The 26,555-nt window shown below is 71.3% G+C and carries 26 protein-coding genes and 1 pseudogene; 14 read left to right on the forward strand and 13 right to left on the reverse strand.

Annotation, left to right across the window (positions count from 1 at the left end):
- Positions 1 to 55: 55 nt before the first annotated feature.
- The 3 genes from PQI07_RS24800 (at position 56) to PQI07_RS24810 (ending at position 3,738) form a co-directional block, all read left to right on the forward strand.
- Positions 56 to 688 carry a LuxR C-terminal-related transcriptional regulator gene (locus PQI07_RS24800; RefSeq protein ID WP_043389341.1) on the forward strand — a complete coding sequence of 211 codons (633 nt, stop codon included), beginning with the start codon at positions 56 to 58 and terminating at the stop codon, positions 686 to 688.
- A gap of 124 nt (positions 689 to 812) precedes the next feature.
- On the forward strand, positions 813 to 1,607 hold the full coding sequence (locus PQI07_RS24805) for a hypothetical protein (protein ID WP_274927626.1): 795 nt from the start codon (positions 813 to 815) through the stop codon (positions 1,605 to 1,607).
- Positions 1,608 to 2,091: 484 nt separating this feature from the next.
- Positions 2,092 to 3,738 (forward strand): hybrid sensor histidine kinase/response regulator, encoded by a 1,647-nt coding sequence (locus tag PQI07_RS24810; protein WP_274927627.1) that lies wholly within the window; start codon positions 2,092 to 2,094, stop codon positions 3,736 to 3,738.
- A 53-nt stretch (positions 3,739 to 3,791) separates the two neighbouring features.
- On the opposite strand, the gene PQI07_RS24815 is transcribed toward PQI07_RS24810, so the two are convergent.
- The 7 genes from PQI07_RS24815 to urtA all read right to left on the reverse strand — a co-directional run bounded on the left by PQI07_RS24815 (position 3,792) and on the right by urtA (position 10,548).
- Positions 3,792 to 4,076, reverse strand: a complete 285-nt coding sequence (locus PQI07_RS24815; RefSeq protein ID WP_043389332.1) for a hypothetical protein — start codon at positions 4,074 to 4,076, stop codon at positions 3,792 to 3,794.
- 160 nt (positions 4,077 to 4,236) lie between these two features.
- Positions 4,237 to 4,443: a hypothetical protein gene (locus PQI07_RS24820; protein WP_274927628.1), complete on the reverse strand. Its 207-nt coding sequence runs from the start codon at positions 4,441 to 4,443 to the stop codon at positions 4,237 to 4,239.
- A gap of 302 nt (positions 4,444 to 4,745) precedes the next feature.
- Complete coding sequence (gene urtE, locus PQI07_RS24825; RefSeq protein WP_043756581.1) at positions 4,746 to 5,441, reverse strand: urea ABC transporter ATP-binding subunit UrtE; 696 nt, start codon at positions 5,439 to 5,441, stop codon at positions 4,746 to 4,748.
- A 2-nt stretch (positions 5,442 to 5,443) separates the two neighbouring features.
- Complete coding sequence (gene urtD / locus PQI07_RS24830) at positions 5,444 to 6,241, reverse strand: urea ABC transporter ATP-binding protein UrtD (protein ID WP_274927629.1); 798 nt, start codon at positions 6,239 to 6,241, stop codon at positions 5,444 to 5,446.
- A complete protein-coding gene (gene urtC, locus PQI07_RS24835; RefSeq protein WP_274927630.1) occupies positions 6,238 to 7,392 on the reverse strand; it encodes an urea ABC transporter permease subunit UrtC in 1,155 nt (384 codons plus the stop codon). The genes urtD and urtC overlap by 4 nt, the downstream gene beginning before the upstream one ends.
- Before the next feature lie 5 nt (positions 7,393 to 7,397).
- Positions 7,398 to 8,972: an urea ABC transporter permease subunit UrtB gene (urtB, locus tag PQI07_RS24840; protein ID WP_274927631.1), complete on the reverse strand. Its 1,575-nt coding sequence runs from the start codon at positions 8,970 to 8,972 to the stop codon at positions 7,398 to 7,400.
- A gap of 280 nt (positions 8,973 to 9,252) precedes the next feature.
- Entirely contained in the window at positions 9,253 to 10,548 is a 1,296-nt protein-coding gene (gene urtA, locus PQI07_RS24845) for an urea ABC transporter substrate-binding protein (RefSeq protein ID WP_043355066.1), read from the reverse strand.
- A 326-nt stretch (positions 10,549 to 10,874) separates the two neighbouring features.
- On the opposite strand from urtA, the gene PQI07_RS24850 reads away from it, so the two are divergent.
- Positions 10,875 to 11,093, forward strand: coding sequence for a DUF6894 family protein (locus PQI07_RS24850; protein WP_043389321.1), 219 nt, complete (start codon positions 10,875 to 10,877; stop codon positions 11,091 to 11,093).
- Between the two features lie 308 nt (positions 11,094 to 11,401).
- Entirely contained in the window at positions 11,402 to 12,181 is a 780-nt protein-coding gene (locus PQI07_RS24855) for a Crp/Fnr family transcriptional regulator (RefSeq protein WP_043389319.1), read from the forward strand.
- 49 nt (positions 12,182 to 12,230) lie between these two features.
- Here PQI07_RS24855 and PQI07_RS24860 read toward each other — a convergent pair whose 3' ends face one another.
- Both PQI07_RS24860 and PQI07_RS24865 read right to left on the reverse strand, forming a co-directional pair.
- Positions 12,231 to 12,947, reverse strand: a complete 717-nt coding sequence (locus tag PQI07_RS24860) for an HWE histidine kinase domain-containing protein (RefSeq protein ID WP_043355062.1) — start codon at positions 12,945 to 12,947, stop codon at positions 12,231 to 12,233.
- Positions 12,948 to 13,004: 57 nt separating this feature from the next.
- Positions 13,005 to 13,736: a Crp/Fnr family transcriptional regulator gene (locus PQI07_RS24865; RefSeq protein ID WP_043389316.1), complete on the reverse strand. Its 732-nt coding sequence runs from the start codon at positions 13,734 to 13,736 to the stop codon at positions 13,005 to 13,007.
- Between the two features lie 425 nt (positions 13,737 to 14,161).
- On the opposite strand from PQI07_RS24865, the gene PQI07_RS24870 reads away from it, so the two are divergent.
- Genes PQI07_RS24870 through PQI07_RS24890 form a run of 5 tightly spaced genes read left to right on the forward strand, consistent with a single transcriptional unit; the run spans position 14,162 to position 19,229 of the window.
- Positions 14,162 to 15,091 (forward strand): ABC transporter ATP-binding protein, encoded by a 930-nt coding sequence (locus PQI07_RS24870; RefSeq protein ID WP_043756571.1) that lies wholly within the window; start codon positions 14,162 to 14,164, stop codon positions 15,089 to 15,091.
- Positions 15,088 to 15,981, forward strand: a complete 894-nt coding sequence (locus PQI07_RS24875; protein WP_043389310.1) for a branched-chain amino acid ABC transporter permease — start codon at positions 15,088 to 15,090, stop codon at positions 15,979 to 15,981. The genes PQI07_RS24870 and PQI07_RS24875 overlap by 4 nt, the downstream gene beginning before the upstream one ends.
- A gap of 7 nt (positions 15,982 to 15,988) precedes the next feature.
- A complete protein-coding gene (locus tag PQI07_RS24880) occupies positions 15,989 to 17,023 on the forward strand; it encodes a branched-chain amino acid ABC transporter permease (protein WP_053609773.1) in 1,035 nt (344 codons plus the stop codon).
- A 33-nt stretch (positions 17,024 to 17,056) separates the two neighbouring features.
- Positions 17,057 to 18,424, forward strand: a complete 1,368-nt coding sequence (locus PQI07_RS24885) for an ABC transporter substrate-binding protein (protein ID WP_043358078.1) — start codon at positions 17,057 to 17,059, stop codon at positions 18,422 to 18,424.
- A 7-nt stretch (positions 18,425 to 18,431) separates the two neighbouring features.
- Positions 18,432 to 19,229, forward strand: coding sequence for an ABC transporter ATP-binding protein (locus PQI07_RS24890; protein ID WP_053609771.1), 798 nt, complete (start codon positions 18,432 to 18,434; stop codon positions 19,227 to 19,229).
- Positions 19,230 to 19,256: 27 nt separating this feature from the next.
- Here PQI07_RS24890 and PQI07_RS24895 read toward each other — a convergent pair whose 3' ends face one another.
- The 4 genes from PQI07_RS24895 to PQI07_RS24910 all read right to left on the reverse strand — a co-directional run bounded on the left by PQI07_RS24895 (position 19,257) and on the right by PQI07_RS24910 (position 21,123).
- On the reverse strand, positions 19,257 to 19,478 hold the full coding sequence (locus tag PQI07_RS24895; RefSeq protein ID WP_043389304.1) for a hypothetical protein: 222 nt from the start codon (positions 19,476 to 19,478) through the stop codon (positions 19,257 to 19,259).
- Between the two features lie 92 nt (positions 19,479 to 19,570).
- Positions 19,571 to 19,972 (reverse strand): hypothetical protein, encoded by a 402-nt coding sequence (locus PQI07_RS24900; protein ID WP_274927632.1) that lies wholly within the window; start codon positions 19,970 to 19,972, stop codon positions 19,571 to 19,573.
- Between the two features lie 334 nt (positions 19,973 to 20,306).
- On the reverse strand, positions 20,307 to 20,804 hold the full coding sequence (locus tag PQI07_RS24905; RefSeq protein ID WP_274927633.1) for a hypothetical protein: 498 nt from the start codon (positions 20,802 to 20,804) through the stop codon (positions 20,307 to 20,309).
- Between the two features lie 40 nt (positions 20,805 to 20,844).
- Positions 20,845 to 21,123, reverse strand: coding sequence for a hypothetical protein (locus PQI07_RS24910; RefSeq protein ID WP_043389298.1), 279 nt, complete (start codon positions 21,121 to 21,123; stop codon positions 20,845 to 20,847).
- Positions 21,124 to 21,658: 535 nt separating this feature from the next.
- On the opposite strand from PQI07_RS24910, the gene PQI07_RS24915 reads away from it, so the two are divergent.
- From PQI07_RS24915 to PQI07_RS24930, 4 genes and pseudogenes are all read left to right on the forward strand, one after another.
- The gene (locus PQI07_RS24915; protein ID WP_043354144.1) at positions 21,659 to 21,865 is read left to right on the forward strand and encodes a hypothetical protein; all 207 of its coding nucleotides are present in this window, start codon (positions 21,659 to 21,661) and stop codon (positions 21,863 to 21,865) included.
- Positions 21,866 to 21,878: 13 nt separating this feature from the next.
- Positions 21,879 to 22,751: a serine O-acetyltransferase gene (cysE, locus tag PQI07_RS24920; protein WP_274927634.1), complete on the forward strand. Its 873-nt coding sequence runs from the start codon at positions 21,879 to 21,881 to the stop codon at positions 22,749 to 22,751.
- A gap of 433 nt (positions 22,752 to 23,184) precedes the next feature.
- On the forward strand, positions 23,185 to 24,618 hold the full coding sequence (locus PQI07_RS24925) for a family 2B encapsulin nanocompartment shell protein (protein ID WP_043389294.1): 1,434 nt from the start codon (positions 23,185 to 23,187) through the stop codon (positions 24,616 to 24,618).
- Positions 24,605 to 26,543: pseudogene (locus PQI07_RS24930) on the forward strand (family 2A encapsulin nanocompartment cargo protein cysteine desulfurase). The gene PQI07_RS24925 and the pseudogene PQI07_RS24930 overlap by 14 nt, the downstream one beginning before the upstream one ends.
- Positions 26,544 to 26,555 lie beyond the last annotated feature (12 nt).

The following is a 26,555-nucleotide window of genomic DNA, read 5'->3' on the forward strand; positions in this document are numbered from 1 at the left end:
GCCCAGTGCCGGGGACGTCGTGGGGAAAGATTCCGATGCTGCGATCGGGAGTGGAATGAACGGCTCCGCGCGCGAGACCCTCATCGTCGCCGACGATCATCCGCTGTTCCGCGAGGGCATGCGGCGCATCACCGAACGGCTCTATCCCCAGGCCCTCGTCCGGGAGGCCGCCACGATGGAGCAGGTCCTGGCAATGGCCCGCACCGGGCCGCCGCCCCGGGCGTTCTTCCTCGACCTTCTGTTCCCCGGCCTCGATCCCCGGCACTCCATCGGAGCGCTGCGCGTCGAGTTCGAGCGGGCCTCGATCGTCGTCGTGTCGATGACCGACGACGAGGGCCTGATCCGGACCGTCATGGCCGAGGGCGCCGACGGCTTCATCGGCAAGGCGTTGCCGGCAGCGGAGATCGCCCAGGCGATCGCGGCGATTCGCGACGGGGAGTTCGTGATCCGGCGAAGCCCCGTCTCGGGCCTCGCCCTACCGCGCGGACCGCTCCCGCCCCTGACGCAGCGCCAGCGCGACGTGCTGCGCCTCGTCGCCCGGGGGCACACCAACAAGGAGATCGCCCGGGAACTGGACATCTCGCCCTTCACCGTCCGCATCCACGTCTCGGCGCTCCTGCGGGCCCTCGACGTCACCTCCCGTTCCGCGGCGGCCGCGAAAGCCGCGACGGCCGGTGTCGGTGAATGAGGGGGGCGGGGCGGCGGCTGCGGAGCGTCCGATCGTACACCTGTCCGAATGTCGCCGTCGCGGACCCCGTGGCAAAGGCCGGGGCATGAGGCGATCGGGACACGGGGTCGGGCGTCCGGCCCGCATGCGGCGTCTGGCGGGTCTGGCGGGTCTGGGCCTGGCGGGGCTGTCCGGACTGGCCGCCCGGCCCGCTGCGGCCGATCCCGACCTCGCCATGCTGCCGCATGCCACGGTGCTGGCGGCGATCTGCGGGCGGCCCGCCGACAAGGAAGCCGAGACCTGCCGGATGAAGGACGGCCGCACGGCGGAGTTCTGGACCGCCGCGATGTTCTCCACCGAGACCGGGAGCTGGTTCACCGGGTTCGTCACGATGCCGGCGCCGGGCGAGGATGCCGCCGCGCCCAACCGGCGGAGCGTCGCGGCCGCCACCTACGCCCTCAAGGACATGCGCTGGCGTCTCGCGGGGGTGCAGACCCTGTCCGGGCGGATCGGGACCGGAAACCGCAACGGCAGCGCCCCGGCGGTGGACGAGCAGCGAGGCGCGGTGTTCAAGCCGCTGAGCCGGGGGCGCCTCCTGATGGGCCTGCGCCTTGCGGCTTCCGGTGCGGCCGGGGCCCGCGACTTCTCCTTCCTCCTCCTGCAGTTCTACGGGGCGCCGACGCGCTGGGTGCTGGCGGGCGAGGTTTCGGCCGGCTCGGACGGCTCGGCCGCCTGCGTCGAGGAGGAGCCCTGCCGGATGGGCACGAGCGAGGGCCGGCTGGAGATTCGGCCGGAGGATCCCCGCGATCCCGCCGCGTGGCCCCCGGTCCGGGTCGCCCTCAGCGGCACCGTGCTGGGCGCGGACGGCAGCCTGCGTCCGGCCACGGACCGGGATGCCCGCCTCTATCGATTCGACCCGGCCTCCGGCACCTACCGCTGAGGCCGGCCACCCGGCCGGCCTCCCGGAGGGCCACCCGCCACGCCACGGGGTGCCGGTCGCCGGGAGCACTCGGCCGTGGAGCGAGACTATTTTTGCAGTGTCGCAAACAATATCACACTGAATATTTTCCAAATCGATGTTGTTGCGATGATCGGACTGGGCTGTGCCGAGGATTGTCGAGGATTGTATAGCCGCCCGGCGCCCGGAAATGCCGTCCGCGTCGCCCGATCGCCCCTTCTTTTACCACTGGTGGTGCTGCTCACCCTCAGGTAGGCTTGAGAGATCTGTCCTCGGTCGGCGACGGTTGCGGCCGTTACCCGGGTCCGGGCGGTGATACGGCTGGGCAGTTCGCACGATGACGCGACAGCAGGATACCGGGGCCGGCAGGAGGGGGGGCGGGCCGTATGCCGGAGGCGCAGCCCCCGTGAAGTCCCGGGACGGCGTCGGGGCCGTGCCGTTCGCTTCCGGCCCGGCCTGATCGCCGATGTTCCAGCCGCGCCGCCAGCGGGACGAGGCGTACGACAACGAGAAGGCGCAGGCCCTCATCCGAGCCGTCGTCATCGGCTGCGCCTGCCTGTATCTCCTGCCCCAGATCTACGGTGGCATCGCCCCGCCGGAAGCCCGGTTCGTCGCCTATCTCGTGACCGGCCATTGGGTCTTCGCCGTCGCGCTGTACGGCTGGATCGCCCGGCATCCCGGCAGCAACACGCCGCGCCGCGTCGTCACCTTCGCCCTCGATCTCGGCGGAATGACCTATGCGATGGCCGTGGGCGGCGCGCCGTTCCTGCCGCTCTACGCGATCGTCATCCGGCTGATCGTCGGCAACGGACTGCGCTACGGGGGCACCTCCCTGAAGGCGTCCACGGCCGCGGCCCTGGTCTCGCTCGCGGTCACGACGTATTTCAACGCGTACTGGCGCGGCAATCCGTTTCTCGTCCTGACCCTGGCGGCCATCACCGTCCTCGTGCCGACCTACATCTACAGCCTCCTGGAGCGTCTGCGCCGCGCCTATGAGCGCGAGCAGGAGGCGAACCTGTCCAAGTCGCGCTTCCTGGCTCAGGCGAGCCACGATCTGCGCCAGCCGATCCATGCCATCAGCCTGTTCACCGCCTGCCTGCGGGACGCCCCGCTGGGTCGGGAGGAACTGCAGATGGTCGAGAACATCGACCGGTCGCTGCAGAGCGTCTCGCGCCTGTTCAAGTCGCTTCTGGATATCTCGACCCTCGACAGCGGCCGGGTGGTGCCCCGCCCCGAGCCTGTCCCGATCAACGACATCCTCGACGACGTGTGGCGCCAGAATTCGGAGGCCGCCCAGCTTGCCGGGACGGTCCTGCGCCGCCGTGCCTGCGCCAGCGTCGTGGACACCGACCGGGCGCTGCTCACGACGATGCTGCAGAACGTCGTCAACAACGCGATCAAGTACGCGCCCGGCCGGCCGATCCTGATCGCGTGCCGGCGGCGGGGCGGTCGGCTCGCCATCCAGGTCTACGATCGCGGCCCCGGAATCCCGGCCGAGCATCAGGACAGGGTCTTCGACGAATTCTACCAGATCCGCCGCCGCGGCGACCGGGACGTCGAGGGCGTGGGCCTGGGCCTGCCGATCGTCCGGCGGCTCGGCGCGCTGCTGGACCTGGCGGTGACGCTGCGCTCGGTGCCGGGGCGCGGAACCTGCGTGACCATCGGCGACCTCCCCCTCGCCGAGGCTCCGGTGCCCGCGGCCCCGCGCGACGCCCTCGACCCGCCGGCGACGATCGGCGGGCTGCGCGTGCTGCTGGTGGAGGATGACGGCGCCGTCCTGCGGGCGACGGCCAGCCTGCTGCGCAAATGGGGATGCCGCGTTCAGGCCGAGGCTGGGATCCCCGCTGCGCTGCCCGAGATCGACCTTCTCATCACCGACTTCGAACTCGGGAGTGGCGTGACGGGAACGGAGTGCATCGCGGCGGTCCGCGACCTGGCGGGCCGTGCGCTGCCGGCGGTGGTGATGAGTGGCCATGACGAGGCGCGCGTGCGCGAGGATCTGGGCGCACCGGACATCCCGATCCTCTCGAAGCCGGTTCGGCCGGCCGAGCTGCGCTCCGTCCTCGTCGCCGCCAGCATCAGGCTGCGCCCGCGGCCGGTGCCGGTCGCGTGAGGCCGGCGCGCATGCGGTCGCGGATCTCCTTACCGGGCCCATTGCCGGGCCCCTTACCGGGCCAGATCGCGCCGGTCCTTGCCGGTACCCTTGCCGGGACGCTCCGTCCCCTCCCCGCCGGCCTGAGGGTCGATCATCGCCTTCAGCAGCGCGTCCCGGGTGAGGCCGTGCTCGGTGGCGATCTGCGAGACGATCCGGAGCGCCTGGGCGGCGGGGGAGCGGTCGGTCACCGGCAGCCGTGCGAAGGCCTGGCTGACGCGCGTGCCCGCCACGTATCCGATGACGATCCCGACGATCACGCCGCAGGCTCCGGCCAGGATCAGGACGCCGATCTTCATGAGTCACCCGTCAGCGGTTGCGAGGCTGGCGCCTTCTGACCCTCCTGCGCGGGTGCTTTCAAGCCGGACCGTGCCGGCCCGGCAGCCGGCGGGACGCCCGCGTCGCGCGGAGCCCGATTCTCACAGGCGGGCGATGGCGTGACCGAATCGGTCGCCGCCGTCAGCCCTGCTCCGCGCGGTCCGCACCGTCGCGCGATCCGGCCTCTCGCCGGGCCGCGCGGGCCTGGGCGATGAGGTCGATGGCCGTCAGCGCGGCGTTCGCCCCCGTGCCGCCGGCCAGCAGCAGGCCCGGCGGCATCGTCCGGATCTGGGGGCGGCCGCTACGACCGCCGCGGCGTCCGGTTCTTCGATCGGTCGCGTTCGTCATGAGGCCCCACCGCCTGTCAGCGCGGACCGGTCTGCGGACGCGGCCTTGGTAGGGAGATGGTGACCAGCTCGCCGGTGATCGGATCCAGGATCGTCATGGGCGCCCCCGTGGTTGACCCCCATGGCGAACCCAAATTGTGGTTTAACCTTGGCCGAACGAGGCGGTGAACACAGATTTCGTGACCGATGTTCCGGTTGCCCATCGTCTGATTGCTGAACATCCGTCCGAATAATCGGATCGGAGGGCCGGATTCCCAAGTGCCTCCGGCGCAGCACCGGCAGGGGCGTGGCGACCGGCGCGCCCTACACCGACATCCACCGGAGCACGTCGGCCTCCACCATCCCGGCCCGGGGGCCGGCGAGCACCACCTGCCCGCGATCCATCACCGCGTAGGAATCGCAGAGGTCGCGCGCCCACGCGAAATACTGCTCGACCAGCACGATCGCCATCTCGCCCTTGGACCGGAGATAGGTGATCGCCCGGCCGATATCCTTGATGATCGAGGGCTGGATGCCCTCCGTGGGCTCGTCGAGCACGAGGAGCTTCGGCCGGGTCACCAGCGCCCGGGCGATGGCGAGCTGCTGCTGCTGGCCCCCCGAGAGATCGCCGCCGCGCCGGTGCAGCATGTCCTTGAGCACCGGGAACAGGTCGTAGATCTCCCCCGGGATGTGGCGGTCGCGGCGCTTCAGCGGCGCGAAGCCGGTCTCCAGGTTCTCCTTGACGGTGAGCAGCGGGAAGATCTCGCGGCCCTGGGGCACGAAGGCGATCCCGGCCCGCGCCCGGTCGTAGGGGGCGAGGTTCTGGATGGGACGGCCGTCGAGCCGGATCGCGCCGGAGCGCACCGGCTGCTGGCCGACGATCGCCCGCATGAGCGAAGTCTTGCCCACGCCGTTGCGGCCGAGCACCGTCGTCACCTGCCCGGCCTCGGCCGTCAGGGAGACGCCGCGGAGCGCCTGGGCGGCGCCGTAATAGAGGTCGATGCCTTCGACACTGAGCATGGTCATCGTCCCAGATAGACTTCGACCACCCGCGGGTCGGCCGAGACCGCGTCGATCGAGCCCTCGGCCAGCACCGCGCCCTCGTGCAGGCAGGTGACCCGGCAGCCGAGGTCGCGGACGAAGTGCATGTCGTGCTCCACCACGAGGACGGCGTGCTCGCCCACGATCCGCCGGAGCAGCCGGGCGGTCTCGGCGGTCTCGGCGTCGGTCATGCCGGCCACCGGCTCGTCGACCAGCAGGAGCTTGGGATCCTGGGCGAGGAGCATGCCGATCTCCAGCCACTGCTTCTGGCCGTGGCTGAGATCGGCGGCCGGGCGGCCCCGGTGGGCCAGCAGGCCGACGGTCTCCAAGAGGGCGTCGATCCGCGCGGCCTCCACCCGGTTGCGCCAGCCGAACAGGGAGGCGAAGGCCGCGCGGGGGCCTTTGAGGGCGAGCAGGATGTTGTCGGCGACCGTGTGGCTCTCGAACACGGTGGGCTTCTGGAACTTGCGGCCGATGCCGAGGTCGGCGATCGCCGGCTCGTCGCTCCTGAGCAGGTCATGGGTGCCGTCGAACAGCGCGATGCCGCTGTCCGGCCGGGTCTTGCCGGTGATGCAGTCCATCATGGTGGTCTTGCCGGCGCCGTTCGGCCCGATGATCGCCCGCAACTCGCCCCGGGCCAGGGTCAGCGACAGGCCGCGCAGGGCCTTGTAGCCGTCGAAGGTGACCCGCAGGTCGTCGAGGTAGAGGAGCGCGTCCGTCTCCCGCTTCCGGTTGGCGGGGCCCCGGGCGTCCGGGCGCTCAACGAGGTCGGTGCTCACGAGCCCTGCCCTTCTTCAAGGAGTTTCGGGGCGATGTCGGGCTCCGGCGGCAGCGTGGCGGCGGCGCGCCGGGAGCCGAGACGCTCGATCGCGGTGCCGACGAGGCCGCGCGGCAGGAACAGCGTCACGACCACGAACAGGCCGCCGAGCGCGAACAGCCACGCGTCGGGCATCACGCCGGTGAGCACGGTCTTGGCGTAGTTGACCAGCACGGCGCCCAGAGCCGCGCCGACCAGCGTGCCGCGCCCGCCCACCGCCACCCAGATCACCGTCTCGATGGAGTTGGTGGGGGCGAACTCCCCCGGGTTGATGATGCCGACCTGCGGCACGTAGAGGGCGCCGGCGACGCCCGCCATCATGGCCGAGACCGTGAAGGCCAGCGTCTTGAAGTGCTCCGGCCGGTAGCCGAGGAAGCGCGTGCGGCTCTCGGCATCGCGCACGGCGATCAGGATCTTTCCATACGCCGAGACCGTCATGACCCGGGCGATCAGGTAGCCCGAAGCCAAGGCCAAGCCGGTCGCCACGAAGATGCCGACGCGGAAGTTTTGGGACTGGACGGAAAATCCCAGAAGATCCTTGAAGTCCGTGAGGCCGTTGTTGCCGCCGAGGCCCATGTCGTTGCGGAAGAAGGCGAGCATCAGCGCGTAGGTCAGCGCCTGTGTGATGATCGACAGGTAGACGCCCGTGACCCGCGACCGGAAGGCGAGCCAGCCGAACACGAAGGCGAGCAGCCCCGGCACCAGCAGCACCATCAGGGCCGCGAAGGCGAAGTGGTCGAAGCCCAGCCAGTACCAGGGCAGGGCCTTGTAGTTCAGGAACACCATGAAGTCGGGCAAGACCGGGTTGCCGTAGACGCCCCGGGAGCCGATCTGGCGCATCAGGTACATGCCCATCGCGTAGCCGCCCAGCGCGAAGAACGCCCCGTGGCCGAGCGAGAGGATGCCGCAATAGCCCCAGACGAGGTCGAGGCTCACCGCGAGCAGCGCGTAGGCGAGGTACTTGCCGAACAGCGAGACGAGGTAGGTCGGCAGGTGCAGGCCGGAGCCCTCCGGCACCGCGAGGTTCAGCACCGGCACGGCGCCGCAGAAGGCGGCCAGGACGGCGAGGAAGATCCAGCCCTTCAGGTCGATGAGAGGGGGGCGGGACGGCATGGGGCTCACGATTCCACCGCCCGGCCCTTGAGCGCGAACAGGCCGCGCGGGCGCTTCTGGATGAACAGGATGATGAAGACCAGGAGGCCGATCTTGGCGAGCACCGCGCCGACATACGGCTCGGCGAGCTTGTTGACGACGCCGAGTGTCAGCGCCGCCACCAGCGTCCCCCAGAGGTTGCCGACGCCGCCGAACACCACCACGAGGAACGAGTCGATGATGTAGCCCTGGCCGAGATTGGGCGAGACGTTGTCGATCTGCGAGAGGGCGACGCCCGCCATCCCGGCGATGCCGGAGCCGAGCCCGAAGGTCAGCGCGTCGACGTAGGGGGTGCGGATGCCCATGGCGGCGGCCATGCGCCGGTTCTGGGTGACCGCCCGGGTCTTCAGGCCGAACGACGTTCTTCTGAGCACGAACAGCAGGCCCAGGAACACGGCCAGCGCGAACGCGATGATCCACATCCGGCCCCAGGTGATCGACAGGCCGTAGAAATCGAAGGCGCCGCTCATGAAGGCGGGGGCGCCGACCTCGCGGTTGGTCGGGCCGAAGATCGAGCGCACGCCCTGCTGGAGCGCGAGGCTGACCCCGAAGGTGGCGAGCAGCGTCTCCAGCGGGCGCCCGTAGAGGAAGCGGATGATGAACCGCTCGATCAGCACGCCGACGAGGCCGGCGACCAGGAACGCGCAGGGGATGCTGATCGCCAGCGACCAGCCGAACAGGGACGGCGCCTGGGTGCGGATCAGCTCCTGCACGCCATAGGTCGTGTAGGCGCCGAGCATCACCATCTCGCCGTGGGCCATGTTGATCACGCCCATCACCCCGAAGGTGATGGCGAGTCCGATGGCGGCGAGCAGCAGGACCGAGCCCAGCGAGATCCCGTACCAGACGTTCTGGAGGGCCCCGAGGATCGCGAGCCGCGTCTCGATCGCCGCGATGCCCCGGGCGGCGGCATTGCGCACCGCCTCGCTCGGATCCGCCGCCAGACCGCGCAGGATGCCCATCGCGTCGCCATCGCCCCGGGCCTGGATGGCGGGAATTGCGGCAATCCGGTCGGTCTCCGCGGTGCCGGGCCTGGCGAGCAGCACGGCGGCGCGGGCCTCGGTCAGCGCCTGCCGGACGGGCGCGCTGGTCTCGCGCGCCAGGGCGGCGTCGAGGGCCGGCAGGGCCGCCGCGTCCCTTGCCTTGAACACCGCGTCGGCGGCGATGCGCCGCTTTCCCGGATCGGGGCTCGCGAGGTCGAGCTGCCCGCGGGCGGCCTCGATCGCCCGGCGGACCCGGTTGTTGGCGCGCACGGGCTTGAGGTCGGGACTGTCGGCGGCGGCGGCGCCGGTCCGGGCGTCGACCAGAGTGCCGCCCTGCCGGATCAGCAGGGTCCTGTCGGCGGGGCGCACCAGCAGCCGTCCGTCCGACAGGGCCGACAGGATCGCGTCCGCGCGCGGGTCGCCGCTGGCGGCGAGGCCGGAGACGCCCGCCTCGATCTCGGCATAGCCGTCCCCGGCGAGCTGGCCGTAGGGATCGGGCGCCTGGGCCAGCGCGGGGGCGGCCAGCAGCAGGACGAGGAGGGTGAGGAGACGGAGCATCGAGACTTTCGTTGCGCCTGGGAAGCGGGACGGGGACGCGTGCGGCACCTGAGTTCGCCAACGGGCGGCCGCGGTCTGCACGGATCGGTCGATGCGAGGCGCGACAGGCCCCCTCTCCCGTACGGGAGAGGGTTGGGGTGAGGGGTGCGCGCTGTCCGGAAGGACCCGATCCCTCACCCTGTCCCTCTCCCGCACGGGTGAGGGGACCCGCGCCTCACCGCGATCCGAAGGTGCCGGACCGAACTGGAGGTCCGGCACCTCCGTTCAGCGGGAGCGCCCCTCAGGCGCCGCCGCAGGTCTTGGTCTTGGTGTTGTAGTTGCCGCACTTGAGCTTGACCCAGTCGGCCTCGAGGTCCTTCGAGCCCTCGAGCTGCTTCGACCACGCCTCGCCGGGGATCAGCGTGTCGGTCTTCCACACCACGTCGAACTGGCCGTTCGCCTCGATCTCGCCGATGAAGACCGGCTTGGTGATGTGGTGGTTCGGCAGCATCGTGGCGGTGCCGCCGGTGAGGTTCTTCTGCTCGATGCCCGGCAGCGCGTCGATCACCTTGTCGGGGTCCGTGGTGCCGGCCTTCTCGACCGCCTTCACCCACATGTTGAAGCCGATATAGTGGGCCTCCATCGGGTCGTTGGTGACGGCCTTGGGGTTCTTCTTGAACGCCTGCCACTTCTTGATGAAGGCCTCGTTCTCCGGGGTCTTGATCGACTCGAAGTAGTTCCAGGCGGCGAGGTGGCCGACCAGCGGCTTGGCGTCGATGCCGGCGAGCTCCTCCTCGCCCACCGAGAAGGCGACGACCGGGATGTCGGTCGCCTTGATGCCCTGGTTGCCGAGCTCCTTGTAGAACGGCACGTTGGCGTCGCCGTTGATGGTCGAGACCACGGCGGTCTTCTTGCCGGCCGAGCCGAAGGCCTTGATCTTCGACACCTCGGTCTGCCAGTCCGAGAAGCCGAACGGCGTGTAGTTGATCAGGATGTCCTCGTCCTTGACGCCCTTGGACTTGAGGTAGGCTTCGAGGATCTTGTTGGTGGTGCGGGGGTAGACGTAGTCGGTCCCCTCCAGCACCCAGCGCTTGGCGCCGCCGCCATCCTCCGACATCAGGTAGTCGACCGCCGGGATCGCCTGCTGGTTCGGGGCGGCGCCGGTGTAGAACACGTTCCGCTCGCTCTCCTCGCCCTCGTACTGGACGGGGTAGAACAGGATGTTGTCGAGTTCCTTGAACACCGGCAGCACCGACTTGCGCGACACGCTGGTCCAGCAGCCGAACACGGCCGCGACCTTGTCCTTGCTGATCAGCTCGCGGGCCTTCTCGGCGAAGAGCGGCCAGTTCGAGGCCGGGTCGACCACCACCGGCTCCAGCTTCTTGCCGAGCACGCCGCCCTTGGCGTTCTGCTCGGCGATGAGCATCAGCATCGCGTCCTTGAGGGTGGTCTCCGAGATCGCCATCGTGCCCGAGAGCGAGTGCAGGATGCCGACCTTGATGGTCTCCTGAGCCCGCGCGGGGCCTGCCCCCAGGGCGCCCATCGCGAGCCCGGCGGCCAGCGCGGCGGCCGAAGCCCAAGTTCCAAATGCCTTCATGGCGGTCCCCTGCGTCGTCTTCCTTGCGACGGTTCGGGGCTTCGCAAATCGTATGCCACATATTTAGGCATGCCTCATCGCGCGGCGGCCCGGCCGGAGCGGCGCACAGATGGGCGGCGTTTCGCCCGCGAGGCCGGCAGCTTCATGCTGCTTCGGGCGGCGGCGGGATCAACCGGTGGGCATCTGCCATCGGGTTTTCGCCGACACGTTGATCGGGCGCGGATCGATGCCACTTACCTCAACCCGCGGCGCGCGGACGCGTCGCCCGACGGGCGGCAGCCCGCGGGCGGGTCGAAATCGGGTCCGGGCCTGTGCAGAAGGATGATATGGCAGAGCGCTACTATTTTCGCCTGAGCAGCGACGGCGAGACGATCGAGGACGAGGTGGGCGTCCTGGCCGCGTCGATCGCGCAAGCGGAAGCGGAGGCGCTGGTGCTGATCGAGGAGTTCCGGCGCGCCGGCGATCTGCCGGACGCCGGGGAGGGCTGGCGCATGGAGATCCACGACGGGGCCGGCACCGTCCTGCGCACGCTTCAGCTTTCCTGATGCGCCGGGCTCACCCGCGCGATCCGGCCGAGCCTGGGCCTGACGGGCGGGTCTGCACGGCCTTTCCGTCGCGTGGCTCGTCCCGGCGCAGGCTGTGGATCCCAAACGGTCCGGCTCTTGCCCGGTTCTGCTGAACGCCGCATCCGGGCAGCGGTATGCCCGGCCGTTCAATGGTCCGGCGGATCGAGGCCGTCGGCATCCGGGGCCGGACGAGACGGTGATGTGATGACCCGAGGGAGTAGGAATAGGCGGTCGCGCGTTTACGCTGGCGCGGCTCGTGACGCGGCGCGGTCCTTCCGGAACATCCCTTGAACCCCTTCCTTCGCAAGCTGGCGCTGCGCGCAGACCTGGATGAGGCCGACATGGCCGCGCTGGACGCTGCGACCAGCGCGACCGCGCAGGTCGAGGCGGGGCGCGACTTGGTCTCGGAAGGCGAGCGGCCCGACGCCGCCTACGTGATCCTTCAGGGATTTGCCTGCCGCTACAAGCTCGTGCCCGACGGGGGGCGATCGATCCTCGCCTATCTGGTGCCCGGCGACGGCTGCGACCTGCACGCCTCCCTCCTGAACCGGGCGATCCACTCCGTGGCGACGCTGACGCCCTGCACCGTCGCCTCCGTGCCCTACCGGACGATCAAGGAGCTCGCCGCCCGCCGGCCCAACATCTACCGCGCCCTGTGGTGGTCGGTTCTGGTCGACGAAGCCGTGCTCCAGGAATGGCTGGTCGGGGTGGGGCGCCGGTCCGCCGACCGGCAGGTCGCCCATATCATCTGCGAACTCTTCGCCCGCCTGAATGCCGTCGGCCTCGGCCTGGAGCCCGACTACCGCCTGCCGCTGGCGCAGTCGGAACTGGCCGACACGGCGGGGCTCTCGAACGTCCACCTCTCGCGGGTCCTCTCGGATCTGCGCAGGGCCGGACTGATCGAGAGCGGACGCAAGAGCGTGCGCGTGCCGAACCTGAAGCGACTGCAGGACTTTTCCGGCTTCACGCCGGATTACCTCCTCCTGCCCGGATCGACCCAGGCCCCGGAGGCGCTCGGCGCGCTACCCCAGATGACCGGGCAGGTGCGGGCGGCGTCGGGACCGTGAGCGCCGCCGGGGCCGGTGGGGGCCCGCATCGTCCTCCCGGGCCCGGATCTCACCGGCTGTCGCCGTCCCACGCCGTCTCGGGATCCTCGGCGACGTGGCGCCCGATCCGGGCGGTGAGCGGCACGCGGATCGCGCAGCGCAGCCCATCCGGCGCAAAGTGCAGATCGACCGCCGCGCCGAGCTCGTAGGCCAGCATCTCCGTCAGCACGTCCGTGCCGAAGCCGCGCCGGCACGGGGCCGTGATCCCGCTGCCGCCGGTCTCGGCCCAGGCGAGGCTGAGGACAGGCGGCTCGACCTCCAGGTTCACCCGCCACGTGGCGCGGATCCGGCCCTGCGGGAGCGCCAGGGATCCGTGTTCCACCGCGTTGCTGGTCAGTTCGTGCAGGGCCAGCGCAAGAACCTGGGCGGTCTTGGGGCGGAGGCGGACCCGCGGGCCGGCGAGGGTCGCCTGCTCCCCTTCCCGCGCGAGGTGGAACATCAACTCGTCGGAGATCAGGGTGTGCAGGTCGGCATCGCCGAACGCGTCCGTCGCGGCCTGCACGCGCATGATCGCGCCGAACCGTCCGTCGAGATGCGCCACGTAGCTCTCGACATCCGCGGCGCTCTCGGCGGACCGGTGCATGACCGTGCGCAGCATCGCCATCGTGTTGCGCATCCCGTGGCGCAGGCTGTCCGGAAGGCCGGCTTCGTCGAGCAGCCGGCGCAGGCGTGCGTTGTCGGCCTCCAGAGCCGAGAGTCGCTCCGCCGGGTCGCGAGGGTCTGTCATGCCGGGCCACTCCGGATGTCGTTCAACCTGCCTCAATCGCCACGGGGCCGGCAGGGTTCAGCATGCGACGATGCGGTCGACCTCCGTGCGGTGCAGATAGGCGGCGTCGAAATGCGCGAGCCGGGCGAGCGCCGCCGGGTCGTGGATGGTCAGGCGCCGGCTGCGCAGGGTGATCAACCCCAGGCCGCGCAGCTCCTGAAGCGTCCGATTGATGTGCACGCTGGTCTGGCCCATGGCGTCGCCGAGATCGTTCTGCGTCATCGGCATCGCGCAGGTATTGCCGTCCGCCAGCCCGATCGCCGTCAGCCGCGCATGCAGCTCGCAGAACAGGTGGGCGAGGCGCTCGATGCCGGTCCGGCTGCCGAGGCTGACGGTCCACTCGCGCTGGATCGCCGCGGTGGCCAGGCTCTCGCGATGGAAGGCCAGGTCGAGCCGCGGGCTGCGGGCGGTCAGATCCCGCATCGCGCTGCCGGAGATCTGGCCGAGGAGCACGGGCGTGATCGCCCCGATCGTGTGATCCATCTCGTCGAGGAGGAACACATGCGGATCGCACGGATCCCCCGGAAGCAGGAGCGAGACGATCTGGCGGCGCCCGTTGGCGAACTGCCGGTACCGGCAGGCCCAGCCGTCGAGGATCACGTTGATGGCGCGGGGATCGTCGCCCTCGTGGATGATGTCGGTGCGCGGGGCGACCATGCGGCTCGGGCCCATGGCGTCGGCCAAGCACATCCGGTCGTCTTCCGAGAGCCGGACGTAGCAATTGAGCTTGTGCGCGAGCGGGCTTGGCATGGCTGCATCTCCGCAACGGCCTGAGCGTGCAACCCTACATTTTGTTTCCGCGCATGAATACTTACATGGATTAGTTTATGCTACCACAAGGTGTCTTTCCGCCCTTGCTGCCGGGCTGATTCAGCGATGTCCGGGCTCTGTCGCCGCGCCGGCAGGGCAAGATCTGGCCGTCCCGTGCGGCCCGTCGGCGCGACGATGGAGGCGATCTCGTGCCGCCGCTCCCCGGCGGGAGAATGTTCGCGTGTCGTCCTGAAATTGGAAAGACTGTGCTTTTGACTTCATCCGCGCTGAGCAGCAGGATTTGAACAGCAGGAACGTCGAACTGTCCTCCCGGGACGGATCATCGTCTTGCGTCTCGTCTTCTCTCAACGGGTGCCGCCGGTTCGCGCCGAAGCGGGCGGCCTGTCCTGAACGGAATCCGGATCATGCAGCCTGCGCTGCGCCTCGTTCGAACGGGACGGGACGGCAATCGGCCCCTCCTCCCGGGGCCCGCCCCCCGCCCGGCTGCCGTCCCCGCCCCCGGCGGGAGCCCGCATCGGGACCGGGCGGGACGGGTCCTGTCGGTCGAGGGGCTGTCCCTCGCCTTCGGCGGCACGGTGGCCTTCGCGGAGATCGACCTCGCGGTCGGGGCCGGCGAGATCCATGCGGTGATCGGGCCGAACGGCGCCGGCAAATCCTCGCTGATCAACGCGATCACCGGCCTCTATGCGCCTCAGGCCGGGCGGGTGCGGATCGGCGCGGAATCCTTCGCCCGGGTGCCGGCCGGGCGGCTCGCCGCACTGGGCGTGGCCCGGACCTTCCAGAATCTCGCCCTGTTCACGGGCCTGAGCGTCCGCGACAACGTCCTGGCGGGGCTCGCGGCGGCGCGGCGCGCCGGGCTCGGGGCCCAGATCCTGGGCCTGCCGTCGGCCCGGCGGGAGGCGCGGGCGCACCGCGACGCCGCCGAGGCCGTGATCGGCCGCCTCGGCCTCGGAGCCGTGGCCGACCGTCCGGCGGGCAGCCTCCCCTACGGGCTCCAGAAGCGGGTCGAACTCGGCCGGGCCCTGGTGGCCCGGCCGCGACTCCTGCTCCTCGACGAGCCGATGGCCGGCATGACGGCGACCGAGAAGGCCGAGATGACCGGCTTCATCCGGGCGGCGCGGGAGACGTCCGGGGCCGCGATCGTCCTGATCGAGCACGATATCGGCGTCGTCATGCGCCTCTCCGACCGGGTGACCGTGCTCGACCACGGCCGCCGCATCGCCACCGGCACGCCGGCGGAGGTGCAGGCGGACCCGGCGGTCATCGCCGCCTATCTGGGACTCGCGGACGGGGATGCGGACGGGGATGCCGACACGGGCGCGGCCGCCGCATGAGCCCGGATCTCGCCTTCCTGATCGAGGTCGTGGTCGGCGGCCTCCTGTCGGGCGTGATGTACGCCCTCGTGGCGATCGGCTTCGTGCTGATCTACAAGACCTCGGGCGTGCTGAACTTCGCGCAGGGCGCGATGGTGCTGTTCGCCGCCCTCACCTTCGTGAGCCTGACCGAGCGCGGCCTGCCCTTTCCCGCAGCGCTCGCCGCGACCCTCGCCGCGATGGGGGTGGTCGGCCTCGCGGTGGAGCGGACGGTGCTGCGGCCGCTGGTCAACCAGCCGCCGATCACCCTGTTCATGGCGACGCTGGGCGTCGCCTACGTGATCGAGGGCGCGGCCCAGCTCGCCTGGGGCACCCAGGTCCACGGGCTCGACCTCGGCATCGACGACACGCCGATCGATCTCGGCGGCGTGCTGGTGAGCCGGTTCGACCTGTTCGCCGCCGCGACCGCCGGCCTGATGGTGGCGCTCCTCTCCGCCTTCTTCCGCTACACCCGCACCGGCCTCGCCTTCCGGGCGGTGGCGGACGATCCGCTGGCCGCCCTCAACACCGGCCTGCGCCTGCCCCGGATCTGGTCGGCGGTCTGGATCGCCGCCGGGATCGTCGCGCTGGTGGCGGGGCTGCTCTGGGGCGCGCGGCTCGGCGTGCAGTTCTCCCTGTCGCTGGTGGTGCTGAAGGCCCTGCCGGTGCTCGTGCTCGGCGGCTTCGATTCCATCGCCGGGGCGATCGTGGCCGGGCTGATCGTCGGCGCGGTGGAGAAGGTGTCGGAGGTCTATCTCGGGCCCGTCATCGGCGGCGGCATCGAGGGCTGGATCGCCTACGTGGCGGCGCTGGGCTTCCTGCTGGTCCGGCCGTCGGGCCTGTTCGGCCTGCGCGCCGTCGAGCGGGTCTGAAGACGCCATGGACGCCCTCCCCCGCGCCGCGCCGCGCCCCCACCTGCCCGCCGGAGCCCTCGGCCTCGGCGCCCTGCTGGTCCTGGCCTACGGGATCGTGCCGCTCACCGGCACGAGCTACCTGTTCGAGGCGCTGCTGACGCCGTTCCTGGCCCTGGCGCTGGCCGGCCTCGGGCTCAACCTGCTCACCGGCTATGCCGGGCTGCTCTCCCTCGGCTCGGCCGCCTTCATGGCGGTCGGGGCCTACGCGGCCTTCAACCTGTCGCTGCGCCTGCCCGGTCTGCCGCTCCCGGCGTCGCTCCTGCTCGCCGGCTTCGTGGCGGCGCTCGCCGGGCTGGCGGCGGGGCTGCCGGCCCTGCGCCTGCGGGGCTTCTACCTCGCGGTCTCGACGCTCGCCGTGCAGTTCTTCGTCGCCTGGGCGCTGAACCGGATCGGCTGGATCTCCGACGACAGCCCCTCGGGCGTCATCACCGCTCCCCGACTGGTGGTGGCCGGCCTGTCCTTCGACGATCCGCGCGGGCGCTACCTGGTCTCGCTCACGGTGGTCACGCTGCTGACCCTCGTCGCGTGGAGGCTCGTGAGCTCCCCCACGGGCCGCAACCTCGTGGCGATCCGCGACAACGAGACCGCCGCCCGCCTCGTCGGCGTGAAGGTCGCCCGGACCAAGCTCCTGGCCTTCGCAGTCTCGTCCTTCGTGATCGGGATCGCCGGGGCGCTGTGGGCCTTCGCGTATCTGCGCACCGTCGAGCCGGCGGGGTTCAACCTCGACCGCTCCTTCCAGATCCTGTTCATCGTCATCATCGGCGGCCTGGGCACCCTGCGCGGCGCCTTCCTGGGCGCGGGCTTCATCATGGTGCTGCCCCTGCTGCTGGCCCGCCTCGGCGCGGCGCTCCTCGGCGACGGCTTCGATTCCGGCACCCTGGAGATGGTCCAGCGCATCGTCCTCGGCGCCCTGATCGTGGCCGTGCTGATCCGCGAGCCCGCGGGCCTCGCCGCCCTCCTCGACCGGGCCGGCCGCCGCCTCGGCCGCCGCGCCGCCTGATCCCCTCCCCGTCTGACCAACCCCAGGACGACCATGCCCCTGACGACCCGCCTCCGCGCCGCGCTCCTCGCCGGCACCGTGATGCTCGCCGCCGCCGCGCCGCGCGCCGGATGGGCCGACGAGCAGTATTTCCCGCTCCAGAGCTACCGGGTCGGCCCCTACGCGGCCGGCGGGACCGGCTTCTTCGGCGGCTTCATCGACTATCTCAATCTGATCAACGCCCGGGACGGCGGCGTGAACGGCGTCAAGCTCACCTGGAGCGAGGGCGAGACCCAGTACGAGGTCGAGCGCGGGGTCGAGGTCTACGAGCGGCTGAAGTCCCGGCCCGGCATCGCCGCCTGGAACCCGCTCTCGGTGGGCATCGCCTACGCGATGATCGACCGCATCACCGCCGACAGGGTGCCGCTGGTCACGATCAACCACGGCCGCACCGATTCCACCGACGGGCGCGTCTTTCCCTACGTCTTCCCGCTGCTGCTCAACCCCTACAGCGAGACGAGCGGCATCATCCAGTATCTCGGCACCCGCGCGGGCGGCCTCGACAAGCTCAAGGGCAAGACCATCGCGGTGCTCTACCATGGCTCGCCCTACGGCAAGGAGACGATCCCGATCTACGCGCAGCTCGCCGAGCGGTACGGCTTCACGGTCGCGCAGATCGAGGTGCCCCATCCCGGCAACGAGCAGCAGTCGCAATGGCTGACGATCCGGCGCCTGCGGCCCGATTTCGTGGTGCTGCGGGGCTGGGGCGTGATGAACCCGGTGGCCCTCAAGACCGCCCAGAAGACCGGCTTCCCGGCCGACCGCATCGTCGGCAATGTCTGGTCGAACTCGGAGGAGGACGTGATCCCGGCAGGCGACGCCGCCAAGGGCTACGTCGCCATCACCACCCAGGCCTCGGGGACCGCCTATCCGGTGATCCAGGAGGTCGTCGGCAAGGTCTACGGGGCCGGCAACGGCAACCTCGCCGACAGGAAGCGGATCGGCAGCGTCTACCACAATCTCGGGGTGCTGAACGGCATCCTCAACGTCGAGGCGGTGCGGATCGCGCAAGGCAAGTTCGGTGCGCGCACGCTCACCGGCGACGAGGTGCGCTGGGGCTTCGAGCACCTGCGCCTCGACGAGGCCCGGGTGGCGGCGCTCGGCGCCAAGGGCTTGTTCCACTCGATCAACGTCACCTGCGCCAACCACGAGGGCGAGGGCCGCGTCACCTTCCAGCAATGGGACGGGGCGAAGTGGACTGTGGTGTCCGACTGGATCGCCCCCGACTGGGCGAGCCTGCGCCCGATCATCGAGGCCTCCGCGACCGCCTACGCCAAGGAGCACGGCCTCACCCCGCGCGACTGCGCGGCGGAGGAGGCCGCGGACGCGGCCGGCAAGCAGGCCGCCGCGGCGGCCCGGTGAGCGCCCGATGAGCGCCGCGCCGACCCTCCTGCAGGTCGAGGCCCTGGAGGTCGTCTACGGCGGGGCGGTGCACGCCCTGCACGGCGTCGACCTCGCGGTCCGGGCGGGGGAGATCGTCGCCCTGGTCGGCGCCAACGGCGCCGGCAAGACGACTCTGCTGCGGGCGGTGTCGAACCTGCTGCCGGCCCTGCGCGGCCAGGTCACGGCCGGGCGCCTCGCCTATGACGGACGCGACGTGACGCGGACCCGGACCGACGCCCTCGTTCGCGCCGGGCTCGTAGGCGTGCTGGAGGGCCGGCACTGCTTCCGGGGACTGAGCGTCCAGGAGAATCTCGTCGCGGGCGGACTCGGGCGCGGCTCGGGCCGCAGCGACGTGCGCGCCGACCTGGAGCGGGTCTACGGCCTGTTCCCGCGCCTCGCCGCGAAGCGGGAGGTCGCCGCCGGGCTGCTCTCGGGCGGCGAGCAGCAGATGGCGGCGATCGGCCGGGCCCTGATGGGACGGCCCCGGCTCCTCGTCCTCGACGAGCCGTCCATGGGGCTCGCGCCCCGGGTGGTGGAGGAGATCTACCGGGTGCTCGCCGGCCTGAACCGGGCCGAGGGCCTGACCCTGCTGGTGGCCGAGCAGAATGTCCGTCTCGCCCTGCGCCACGCCCACCACGCCGTCGTGCTGGAGAGCGGACGCAGCGCGCTGGCCGGCAGTGCCGCGTCCCTGCGGGCGCGGGACGATGTCCGGTCCCTGTATCTCGGGGGGGCCGAGCGCCCCGAGGCGGCGGCGCCCGAGGCGCGCCGCCACGCGCCGGCCTGACGGCTCCGGCCTTCCGTGGGGACTGCGTCAGGATTCCAGATCGGCCCGGCGCAGGGACCAGAGCATGGTCCCGTTCGCGTCGACCAGCCACAGGGCATTCACCGCATCGTCCTCGATCGTCAGTGAGCGTCTGTTGGCGAGGCGTACCGCTTCCTTCGCGTCCGCGGCCGTGAGCATCTCGTCGAGGCGCGGCGCGCCGATCTCCCCGTCCGCGCCACGAACCGCCCCGCGCAGGCGATAATCCGGCATCCATCGACTCCCGTTTCCGACCAGGCTGCCTGAGGTTTGGCGGCGGATGCGAAGATAGGCGCCTGCGCGGCGTGTCGAGAGGGGGCGGGCCGCTACGGCCCGGCGCCGTTCGCCAGGATCTGCTGCGGCGCGGCGAGGAACAGCGCCCGCAGCGCGGCGACCGCCGCGTGGGGCGGCAGGCCGAGGGCGTGCCGCGTGCCGGCGATCCGGGCGGCGCAATCCGCCGACCGGGCGGCGTCCGGGGCTGCCGCCTCCGCATCGTCCGGCCGCCCCGCCTGCGTCCGGGCGAGGAGCGGTGCGAGCCCGCGCGACGCCGGCCGCTCGGCCCGCAGCCGCGCATCGAGCGCCACGAGGTCGCCGGCCGCGAGGATGCCGCAGGCGGCCGTATCCTGCGATCCGGCACTTCGCATCATCGCCAGGATCCGGTGGCCCAGGGCCCGGACGACCCCGTCATCGGCCGCCCGGAAGCGCCGCTGCAGGTAGCTGGCGGCCATCCGCCTCAGGCCTGCCGCGGCCTCCGCCTCGGGTCGGCCGGCGGCGTAGCCGTCCCTGTACCACCGGGTGATCGGGTCGAGCCCCGCCGCGTCGGCCTGCTGCAGGATCGGCAGGGTTCGCAGGATCGCGGCCCGGGCCCCGGCCGCGCTCGGATCCGCGTCCAGGGTCGAATCGGGAAGCGGTCCGGGCCGACGACCTCGGTGACGATGCCGGCCGCGCGCAGCTCGGCCGCGGCCGGGATCCAGATCCCGGCCGGAGGCACCGCCAGGGCCCGCGCCACGAAGGCCGCCGGCAGGCCGGCGGCCCGGTAGGCCGCCCGTTCCGGCGCGGAATTCACCGGGCGCATCCGGCCCTGCGCCCCGATCTCGTAGGGGCGTGGAAGCCGAGCCGGCCGCCGGTCGCGAGGTAGCGCGTCCGGCCGCGGACGAAGATCAGCGTGCAGGCTGAGGCGCAGGCGTCGGGGACGTAGGTGGCGAGCCCCCGCGCCGCCACGAGCGCCCCGATCGCCGCCCCCTCCTCCACCAGGCCGCCGTCGCTGGTGAGATGGAGGCGCGCGATCTGCGGGTGCGCGGCGAGGAGGGCCGCGACCCGTGCGGCCACACCCTCGGTGAGATCGCCGGCGAGTCGCAGGTCCCGGCCGCCCGGCCCGACCGTGAGCCGGGCCGGGACGGCCGGCCCATCGGCGGCAGACGCCGCGAGGCCGCGCCGCGGCCCTTCGGCGGGTGCGCGGCGGCCGGGCCGGCGGCTCCCAGCGCCAGGGCGAGGGCGCAGGCAGCCGTCCCCGTCCGGCGCCTCCACCCGGGGGGGAAGACCGACATGACAGGTGTCCATCGTTCGTGTTCGGGGAGGCCGGCGTGGCCGGACGGCGCGCCTACTGGAGGTAGGCGACGAACATCTCGGACACGGCCCGTGACGCGTAGGCTTCCGGGCTCTCGCCCCGGCGGATCGGGAAGGCCTCGGCCACCCGGCGGCCGGCGAGGATCCGGTCGACCTCGTCGGGCATCAGGCCGTCGTCGAGGGCGCTCGCGAGGGCGGCGCGTTCATGGGAGGGATGGGAGCGGACGCTCCGGGTCAGGATTCGGCCGAGGGAAACGGCCGCTTCGGCGCTCAGGTCGGGCTGGGTGCTCCGGCTCGTGTCATAGGTCAGCATCGGTGTTCGCCTTTCGTGTCTGATGTCGTGCGCTCTCCTCGTCTTGGATGCGGCAACACGGCAGACACGGCGCAGTCGTCCCGGCGATCCGTTTCTTGCTGGCGATCACGGCAAACCTCCATTCGGCTCTGCGTTGACTGCGCGCCGACACCGTCAATCTAGAGGCCGGGGCCGAGAATGTGCTGCCAAATTGGCGAGGACTTGCAGCGCAGGTCGTTCGTCGAAGGCGCATCTTGGAGCAGAAGCTCAGGTCCGGCCCGGGCGGGCCGGCATCGTGGCCGCGATCGAGGACGCCCGTTCCGGCCCGAGGCCGGGCGCGCGGGGCTTGCCAAGGCAGGGGCGATGCGTAAAAATCAATATATAACAAGGTCTTAGCGAAGATGATGCTCCCGTTTCGCCCGCGCACGGTCGAAACCTTCTCCGCCGGACCGGGGTGCCCGGAAAAGACTTCCCGCCAACGCCGCCGGCCCGGTTCCGGCGCCGTTGGCCGCCGAATCAGGCCGCCGCGACCGGCCGTTCAAGGAGAGCCGACACCATGACCCCAGGGCGGATGATGCAGGGCGACGAGGTCGTGTTCGCGCGGATCGACCTCGCGGAGATTCTGGGGATCTGGCGGCATGCCCGGGGCCGTGTGGTGGGCATCCACCCCCCGGGCAATGCCCCGGCCACCGTGGACGTGAAGTTCCAGGGGCACGACACCCTGAAACGTTATCTGCCCGACCTGTTCCGCCCCGTGCGGTGACCGGCGGCGCCCGATGCATCACGCCGCCCTGCCCCCCGCGGGGGCCACGATGGCCGTGGTCCAGCCGCCGCTGCGCGTCACGAGCCGCGGCACGGCTGAGGCCGAGGTCTGGGCGGACCTGCGCGCCGAGGCCGAGGCGGCCCTGATCGAGGAGCCGCTCTATGCCGGCATCATCCAGGCCACGATCCTCGACCAGCGCTCCCTGGCCCAGGCCTTCGCCTACCGCCTCGCGCACCGGCTCGGGGACGGCGACCTCGCCCGGCTGTCGATGCGCGACCTGTGTCTCTCGGCCTTCGAGGCGGATCCGCAGGCGGGCGCCCACGCGGTGCGCGACCTCGTGGCGATCCGCGAGCGCGACCCGACCTGCCGCCGCTTCCTCGATCCGTTCCTGTTCTACAAGGGGCTGGCGGCGCTGGAGGCCTACCGGGTCGGCCACTGGCTCTGGCACCAGGGCCGGGCTACCCTGGCGCTGCACGTCCAGAGCCGGATCTCGGAGGTGTTCGGCTGCGACATCCACCCGGCGGCCCGGATCGGCTCGGGGGTGTTCATCGACCACGCCACCGGGGTGGTGATCGGCGAGACGGCGGTGATCGCCGACGACGTCTCGATCCTCCAGTCTGTGACGCTCGGCGGCAACGGCAAGGAGAGCGGCGACCGGCATCCCAAGATCGAGCGCGGGGTGCTGCTGAGCGTCGGGGCCAAGGTTTTGGGCAATATCCGGGTCGGCGCGGGCGCCAAGGTGGCGGCCGCCGCGGTGGTGCTGCAGGACGTGCCGCCCCACACGACCGTGGCGGGCGTGCCGGCCCGGGTCGTCTCGCGCCTGCCCGTCGGCGAGGAGCCGGCGCTCAGCATGGACCAGTCCTTCGGTTACGGGGACGGCATCTGAGGCGCGCCGGAAAATCCTTCCCGTGAAACAAAGTCGCCCGGCCTGCGCCGCGCGCCCCGATGGGATGAAACTAAATTCTTCGATCCGGCGATCGCACGATCGCTATGTCCTTTGCGTCAAGTATGCCAAAGGTACAATTCCTATGAAGCGGCCTAAAATGGGGAAATCATTCCGTTGACCCTTGGGCGAGTCGGGCCTTATCCAGATCCTGTCGGGCCGAACAAGAACTGAGGCCTGATAAGCGGCGGACAAGGATTGTCTGATCGCTGTAAGATACATCATTCGACTGGCGGTCATGCGGTCTATCGGCCCGTGATCATCATCAAGTCATGATCAAGACGTCTCGCGCCGACCCCGCATACGCTGCGGGACGAACCGCTGCTTGCGGATGGATGCGGCGCGCCTGCAACCCTGAATGGAGTGAGGACGAACGATGAGCGGACCGGGTCTGAGCGTGAGCGCCACGGCGGCACGCAATCTCGCGACGGCGACCGTCACCTCGGTCCAGAACGCGGCCAACACGCCGCGCTGGCTGCTCCGGCTCCTGCCCTTCGTGGACGTGGCGGGCGGGGTCTACCGCGTCAACCGCCGCGCCGTCGTGCTGGCGCGCCCCGGCCGGATCGATCTCGCCGCCGAGGAGAAGGGAGACGGCAAGGGAGAGGGAGACGGCAAGGGAGACGGCAAACGCCGGGTGATCCGCCCCGCCTCCCTGCGGGCCGTGCCGTTGTTCAGCCGGCTGGGCGATGCGGAGCTCGCGGCCCTGGCGGCTCAGTTCACCGAGAGCCGGCACAAGGCCGGCGATGTGATCCACGAGGAGGGCGCCTCCGGCCGCAGCCTCACGGTGGTCGCCGACGGCACCGTCGAGCTGACCCTGTCGGGCCCCTACAAGGGCCGCCTGCGGCAGGGCCTGGCCACGAAGGGCGACTATTTCGGCGATGCCGGCTTGGCCGGCGAGCGTGCGCCCGCCCCGGCCGTGAAGGCCCTGTCGGCGGTGACCCTCCTGACGCTGGACGCCGCCGCGGTGGAGAGCGAGGAGATCCGCGCCAGGATCGCCCAGTACCGCGAGGAGCGCGACCGCCTCACGGGCCACACCAACTCCTACGGCGAGCAGGGCATCGAGCTGCTGGCTGTCCATACCGGCGAGCCGCGCCTGCCCACGACCTTCGTGGATTACGAGGTCGATCCGCGCGAGTACCACCTCTCCACCATCCAGACGATCCTCAACACCCATACACGGGTGACCGACCTCTACTCCAACGAGATCGACCAGCTCCGCGAGCAGATCCGTCTCACGGTCGATGCCGTGAAGGAGCGCGAGGAGTGGGAGCTCCTGAACAATTCGCAGTTCGGCCTGCTCCACGAGGTCGGTCCGCGCCAGCGCATCCCGACCCGCGGCGGCCCGCCCACCCCGGATGATCTCGACGAGCTGCTGACGCTGGTCTGGAAGAAGCCCGCCTATTTCGTGGCCCATCCCCGCGCCATCGCGGCCTTCGGCCGGGAGGCGACCCGCCGGGGCGTGCCGCCGGTCGTCGTCCACCTGTTCGGCGCGCCGTTCATCACGTGGCGCGGCGTGCCGCTGGTGCCGAGCGACAAGCTGCCCATCGACATCGACCCGGTGACCGGCGCGCAGACCACCTCGATCCTGCTTCTGCGGGTCGGCGAGGGCGAGCAGGGCGTGGTCGGCCTGCAGAAATCCGGGGTGACCGGCGAGATCGAGCCCGGCCTGTCGGTGCGCTACATGGGCACCAACGACCACTCGATCGCCTCGCACCTCGTGACCCGCTACTTCTCGGCCGCCGTGCTGGTCGAGGACGCGATCGCCCGCCTCGATAACGTGCTCCTGGGCAACTACCATGACTACGCCTGAGGCGACGGCCCTCGCGGTGCCCGGAGCGAGCCCGGGCGACCTCGCGCACGCGGATCTCGTCGGGCGCCTCGCCCGCGAGATCTACGGTCAGGGGCAGGCGGCGAGACAGCCCTTCGCCCCCACCCTCCCCGCGGGCCCGCAGGTCCCGCAGGCGCTCGACAGCGTGCCTCAGGGGTTCGGCGGCGCTCCGCTGCCGAGCGGTGCCGTGGGCGTGCCCTCGGCACCGGCCGCCGGGCTGCCCGCGGGGATCCAGCCCGACCTGTCCGCCCTCGGGGCCCGCGCCTTCGGCGCGTCGCCGGCCGGCGTCCCGGGCCTCACCGGCCCGGGCCTGCCGAATCTCGCCCCCGCCGGTCCACCCGGTGAGCCCGCCTCCGGCCCTGCCGGACATCTCGTTTCCGGGCGGGCCTGAACTGCACCGGCAGGTCGCGGCGGATCACCCCCGCGCCCAGGCCTTCGCGCATGCGCTCGCCCCGCACCTCGTCCCGGCCGACCCGTCGCAGGCGGGCGTGGACGAGGCGCAGGAGAGCTTTCGCAGGACCGGCCGCCTCTCGCGGGCGCCCGAACCGGCCGCCGACAACCTGTCGGACTATTACTTCCTGACCCTCGGCCCCCGCCCGGCCCGGACAGCTCCCGCGACGCCGCGCGTCGAGCCGAGCCGCGCGCCGGGCCCCGCGCCGCGGGCGCTCTCGCACGGGTCGAGCCCGGTCGCGGCGCCCTTCGACGTGGCGTCTATCCGCCGGGACTTCCCGGCCCTGCACCAGAGCGTCAACGGCCATCCGCTGGTGTGGCTCGACAACGCCGCGACGACCCACAAGCCGAAAGCCGTGATCGACGCGACGAACGCGTTCTACGCCCGGCACAATTCCAACATCCACCGCGCCGCCCACACCCTGGCGGCGCGCGCCACCGACCTGTTCGAGGGCGGGCGCGAGGCGGTGCGCCGCTTCCTCAACGCTCCCTCCAAGGACGACATCGTCTTCCTGCGCGGCACCACGGAGGCGATCAACCTCGTCGCCCATTCCTACGGCCGGGCGCAGATCGGCCCGGGCGACGAGATCATCGTCTCGACCATCGAGCACCACGCCAACATCGTGCCCTGGCAGATGCTGGCCCAGCAGACCGGGGCGACGCTCCGGGCGATCCCGGTCAACGACCGGGGCGAGATCATCTTCGAGCAATACGCGGCCTTGCTGTCGGGCCGCACCAAGATCGTCTCGGTGACGCAGGTGGCCAACGCGCTCGGCACCGTGAACCCGGTGCGGGAGATCATCCAGCTCGCCCATGCCTACGGGGTGCCGGTGCTGGTCGATGCGGCGCAATCCGCGCCGCACATGCCGCTCGACGTGCAGGCGCTGGACGCCGACTTCCTGGTCTTCTCCGGCCACAAGGTGTTCGGGCCGACGGGCATCGGCGCGCTCTACGGCAAGGCGCACCTGCTCGCGGCGATGCCCCCCTGGCAGGGCGGCGGCCACATGATCGAGGACGTCACCTTCGCGAAGACGGTGTACAAGGGCGCGCCGGAAAAATTCGAGGCCGGCACGCCCGACATTGCCGGGGCGGTGGGGCTCGGGGCGGCCCTCGACTACCTCGCGCGGATCGGCCTGCCGGCGATCGCCGCCTACGAGCACGACCTGCTGGACTATGCGCAGGCCGGTCTTGCCGACGTGAAGGGCCTGCGTCTGATCGGCACGGCCCGGGAGAAGGCGAGCGTGATGTCCTTCGTGATCGAAGGCCAGGAGAACGAGGCGGTCGCCCACCACCTCGATGCCCGCGGCATCGCGGTCCGTTCGGGCCATCACTGCGCCCTGCCGGCGCTCCGCCGGTTCGGGGTCGACCAGTCGGTGCGAGTGTCGCTGGCCTTCTACAACACCCGCGCGGAGGTCGACGCCTTCCTGACGGCGCTGCACACCCTGCCGCGGCACTGACCCCGGGGGCGA

The organism is Methylobacterium sp. 092160098-2 (assembly GCF_028920805.1).
In the GTDB taxonomy this organism is placed as follows: Bacteria; Pseudomonadota; Alphaproteobacteria; order Rhizobiales; family Beijerinckiaceae; genus Methylobacterium; species Methylobacterium fujisawaense.

Bases quoted from the DNA above. Each gene is read 5' to 3' on its own strand.
- PQI07_RS24905 (WP_274927633.1), bottom strand. From the start codon at position 20,804: ATGGACACCTGTCATGTCGGTCTTCCCCCCCGGGTGGAGGCGCCGGAC.
- PQI07_RS24915 (WP_043354144.1), top strand. From the start codon at position 21,659: ATGACCCCAGGGCGGATGATGCAGGGCGACGAGGTCGTGTTCGCGCGG.
- PQI07_RS24900 (WP_274927632.1), bottom strand. From the start codon at position 19,972: ATGGCCGCCAGCTACCTGCAGCGGCGCTTCCGGGCGGCCGATGACGGG.
- PQI07_RS24870 (WP_043756571.1), top strand. From the start codon at position 14,162: ATGCAGCCTGCGCTGCGCCTCGTTCGAACGGGACGGGACGGCAATCGG.
- PQI07_RS24800 (WP_043389341.1), top strand. From the start codon at position 56: ATGAACGGCTCCGCGCGCGAGACCCTCATCGTCGCCGACGATCATCCG.
- urtA (WP_043355066.1), bottom strand. From the start codon at position 10,548: ATGAAGGCATTTGGAACTTGGGCTTCGGCCGCCGCGCTGGCCGCCGGG.
- PQI07_RS24880 (WP_053609773.1), top strand. From the start codon at position 15,989: ATGGACGCCCTCCCCCGCGCCGCGCCGCGCCCCCACCTGCCCGCCGGA.
- PQI07_RS24910 (WP_043389298.1), bottom strand. From the start codon at position 21,123: ATGCTGACCTATGACACGAGCCGGAGCACCCAGCCCGACCTGAGCGCC.
- PQI07_RS24925 (WP_043389294.1), top strand. From the start codon at position 23,185: ATGAGCGGACCGGGTCTGAGCGTGAGCGCCACGGCGGCACGCAATCTC.
- cysE (WP_274927634.1), top strand. From the start codon at position 21,879: ATGCATCACGCCGCCCTGCCCCCCGCGGGGGCCACGATGGCCGTGGTC.
- urtB (WP_274927631.1), bottom strand. From the start codon at position 8,972: ATGCTCCGTCTCCTCACCCTCCTCGTCCTGCTGCTGGCCGCCCCCGCG.
- PQI07_RS24860 (WP_043355062.1), bottom strand. From the start codon at position 12,947: ATGACAGACCCTCGCGACCCGGCGGAGCGACTCTCGGCTCTGGAGGCC.
- PQI07_RS24805 (WP_274927626.1), top strand. From the start codon at position 813: ATGCGGCGTCTGGCGGGTCTGGCGGGTCTGGGCCTGGCGGGGCTGTCC.
- PQI07_RS24865 (WP_043389316.1), bottom strand. From the start codon at position 13,736: ATGCCAAGCCCGCTCGCGCACAAGCTCAATTGCTACGTCCGGCTCTCG.
- PQI07_RS24810 (WP_274927627.1), top strand. From the start codon at position 2,092: ATGTTCCAGCCGCGCCGCCAGCGGGACGAGGCGTACGACAACGAGAAG.
- PQI07_RS24890 (WP_053609771.1), top strand. From the start codon at position 18,432: ATGAGCGCCGCGCCGACCCTCCTGCAGGTCGAGGCCCTGGAGGTCGTC.
- PQI07_RS24820 (WP_274927628.1), bottom strand. From the start codon at position 4,443: ATGACGAACGCGACCGATCGAAGAACCGGACGCCGCGGCGGTCGTAGC.
- PQI07_RS24850 (WP_043389321.1), top strand. From the start codon at position 10,875: ATGGCAGAGCGCTACTATTTTCGCCTGAGCAGCGACGGCGAGACGATC.
- PQI07_RS24815 (WP_043389332.1), bottom strand. From the start codon at position 4,076: ATGAAGATCGGCGTCCTGATCCTGGCCGGAGCCTGCGGCGTGATCGTC.
- PQI07_RS24895 (WP_043389304.1), bottom strand. From the start codon at position 19,478: ATGCCGGATTATCGCCTGCGCGGGGCGGTTCGTGGCGCGGACGGGGAG.
- PQI07_RS24875 (WP_043389310.1), top strand. From the start codon at position 15,088: ATGAGCCCGGATCTCGCCTTCCTGATCGAGGTCGTGGTCGGCGGCCTC.
- urtE (WP_043756581.1), bottom strand. From the start codon at position 5,441: ATGCTCAGTGTCGAAGGCATCGACCTCTATTACGGCGCCGCCCAGGCG.
- PQI07_RS24885 (WP_043358078.1), top strand. From the start codon at position 17,057: ATGCCCCTGACGACCCGCCTCCGCGCCGCGCTCCTCGCCGGCACCGTG.
- urtC (WP_274927630.1), bottom strand. From the start codon at position 7,392: ATGCCGTCCCGCCCCCCTCTCATCGACCTGAAGGGCTGGATCTTCCTC.